This window comes from Methylobacterium sp. WL18 (assembly GCF_008040015.1).
GTDB classification, from domain to species: domain Bacteria; phylum Pseudomonadota; class Alphaproteobacteria; order Rhizobiales; family Beijerinckiaceae; genus Methylobacterium; species Methylobacterium mesophilicum.
On record NZ_VRVD01000581.1, the window covers coordinates 1 to 2948 of the forward strand.

Here is a 2948-nt window from a genome sequence, read left to right on the forward strand (position 1 = left end):
TCAAGGCCGAGGGTGTCGCCGGCAACACCAAGGGCGTCGAGTTCCTGCTGAAGAAGAACAAGGTCGACACCTTCCACGGCACCGGCAAGATCGCGGGCGCCGGCCGAGTCGAGGTCGTGTCCGAGGAGGCCGCCTACACCACGGGCGCCATCCTCGACGTCGCCGGCGGCCGCTAAGCCGCCCTCGATACCCCTTTCTCTTCGACCGCCCCAGGCGGCATGACCGACCGGAAGCGAATTCTCATGTCCTACGATCTCGTCGTCATCGGCACCGGCCCAGGCGGCTACGTCTGCGCGATCCGCGCGGCGCAGCTCGGCCTGCGGACCGCCGTGGTCGAGAAGCGGGCGACCCACGGCGGCACCTGCCTCAACGTCGGCTGCATCCCGTCGAAGGCGCTGCTGCACGCCTCCGAGGCGTTCGAGGAGGCGACCAAGCATTTCCCCGACCTCGGCATCGAGGTCAGCGGCGTGAAGCTCGATCTGAAGAAGATGATGAGCTTCAAGGCCGAGGGTGTCGCCGGCAACACCAAGGGCGTCGAGTTCCTGCTGAAGAAGAACAAGGTCGACACCTTCCACGGCACCGGCAAGATCGCGGGCGCCGGCCGAGTCGAGGTCGTGTCCGAGGATGGCGGCAACCAGATGCTCGAGACCAAGAGCATCGTCATCGCCACCGGGTCCGACGTGACGCGCTTGCCGGGCGTGACCATCGACGAGAAGGTCGTGGTCTCCTCCACGGGCGCCCTGGAGCTCGACCGGGTGCCGAAGAAGCTCCTGGTCATCGGCGCCGGGGTGATCGGTCTGGAGCTCGGCTCGGTCTGGCGTCGGCTCGGCGCCGAGGTCACCGTGGTGGAGTATCTTGACCGGGTGCTCCCCGGCATGGACGGAGAGGTCGGCAAGCAGTTCCAGCGGATCCTGACCAAGCAGGGCATCCAGCTCAAGCTGTCCACCAAGGTGACCGGCGTCGAGGTCGGCAAGAAGGGTGCGAACGTCACCGTGGAGCCGGCCGCGGGCGGCGAGGCGGAGAGCCTGCAGGCGGACGTCGTCCTCGTGGCGATCGGCCGGGTGCCCTACACCGAGGGCCTCGGCCTCGACACGGTGGGCGTGCAGCGCGACGACAAGGGCCGGATCCTCACGGATGCCCACTACGCCACCAACGTCACCGGCATCTACGCGATCGGCGACGTGATCGCCGGGCCGATGCTCGCCCACAAGGCGGAGGACGAGGGCGTCGCCATCGCCGAGATGCTGGCCGGCCAGTCCGGCCACGTCAATTACGGCGTGATCCCGAACGTGGTCTACACGTTCCCGGAGGTGGCCTCCGTCGGCAAGACCGAGGAGGAACTGACCAAGGACGGCATCGCCTACAATGCGGGAAAATTCCCGTTCACGGCCAACGGCCGCGCCAAGGCGAACGGCACCACGGAGGGCTTCGTGAAGGTGCTGGCCGACGCGCAGACCGACCGGGTGCTCGGCGTGCACATCGTCGGGGCGGATGCCGGCAACCTGATCGCCGAGGTCGCGGTGGCGATGGAGTTCGGCGCCTCCTCCGAGGACATCGCCCGGACCTGCCACGCGCACCCGACGCTCACCGAGGCGGTCAAGGAAGCGGCGCTCGCCGTGTCCAAGCGTGCCATCCACGTCTGATCGGCAGAACCCGGCGCAGGATCAGGCGATCTTGCGCCGGGCGTTCGGAAGATCGGCGATCCGCAGGAGTGCGCTCGGCGCCGGCGGGGCGGTGAGCGCGTTCAGGAGATACGGCCGGCGCAGGCCCAGGGCGTTGTGCAGCGCCAGGTCGATGTCGCGGGCGTAGAACGGCATCCGCAGCACCGCGTCGACGCCGAAATAGCGCCCCGCCTGGGCGATCGGCTCCAACTCCGAGGTGGTCAGAAGGGTGATCCGGGTCGGCAGCCCGAGGGGCTGGATCTGGCAGGCGAGTTCCATCCCTTCGATGCCGCCGAGCTTCACATCGAGGAAGGCGAAATCGTAGGCACCGAGCTTGAGCTGGCTCAAGGCGTGGCGGCCGCAATTGGTCTCCTCAAGCGCGATCGCGAAGCCGCTGCGGGCCACCACCCGGCTTATCGCGGTCCGGCCTGCGGGCGACGAGCAGGCCAGCAGCGCCCGGGTCGGGGTGCGTCGGCGGGCATCGGCATGCAGCAATTGCTCGATATGGCCGGGATCGAGCGGCGTCTTCAGCACCTCGTAGGCGCCGAGGCTCTGGGCGATCTCCTGCCAGTGCGGCAGCACCCGGTTGGCGACCAGGACCAGGCAGGGCGGCTCGGCGCCGGCCCGGCGCGCGACCGCGACGGCCTCGGGTCCGCTCAGGTCGGCGAGTTGGAGCCCCACGAAGGCGAGGCTCGGGCGTTTCTGCAGGAGGATGTCGCACAGCGCCTGACCCGACGTGGCCTCGTCGATCACGGCGTGGGGGTCGAAGCGTTCGACGATCGCCCGCAGGGCGGCGCGACGCCCCGCATCGCAATCCGCGATCGCGACGCGCGCGGGCGACCTCGCCTGATCAAGCTCCATGGCTACGCCCCGACAACCGCATCCCCCAATCCAGAGCATGGATGCAGGTGATGACGAACCCCTTAAAAGGCGACCCAATAAGCCACGTCTACGGACTATCCAGGCGAAAAACCCGTGCAATTAGCCGTTTGCACTATCGTCGATAGTCTAGATCAACGGCCCGCCCGCGGATGCGCAGCCGTGTAGGCGCTCATCAGCCGGGCGGCGTCGACCTGGGTGTAGAGCTGCGTGGTCGACAGGGAGGCGTGGCCGAGCAGTTCCTGGATCGCCCGCAGCTCGCCCTGCCGGGCGAGCAGATGCGTCGCGAAGGAATGGCGCAGGGCATGGGGCGTCGCGCTGTCGGGCAGGCCGAGCGCCCCCCGGGCGCGGGCCACCGTGTACTGGATGATGCGCGGCGAAAGCGGCCCGCCGCGGGCCCCCACGAAC

At 68.8% G+C, this 2948-nt stretch carries 3 protein-coding genes; 1 reads left to right on the forward strand and 2 read right to left on the reverse strand.

What is annotated here, in order from left to right:
• Positions 1-242: 242 nt before the first annotated feature.
• Entirely contained in the window at positions 243-1643 is a 1401-nt protein-coding gene (lpdA, locus tag FV228_RS25265) for a dihydrolipoyl dehydrogenase (RefSeq protein ID WP_147857061.1), read from the forward strand.
• Between the two features lie 21 nt (positions 1644-1664).
• Here the strand turns inward: lpdA and FV228_RS25270 are convergent, their stop codons facing one another.
• Positions 1665-2522, reverse strand: coding sequence for a response regulator (locus FV228_RS25270; RefSeq protein WP_147857062.1), 858 nt, complete (start codon positions 2520-2522; stop codon positions 1665-1667).
• A gap of 152 nt (positions 2523-2674) precedes the next feature.
• Positions 2675-2948: tyrosine-type recombinase/integrase (locus FV228_RS25275; RefSeq protein ID WP_147857063.1), on the reverse strand; the 274-nt coding region annotated here is incomplete at its 5' end.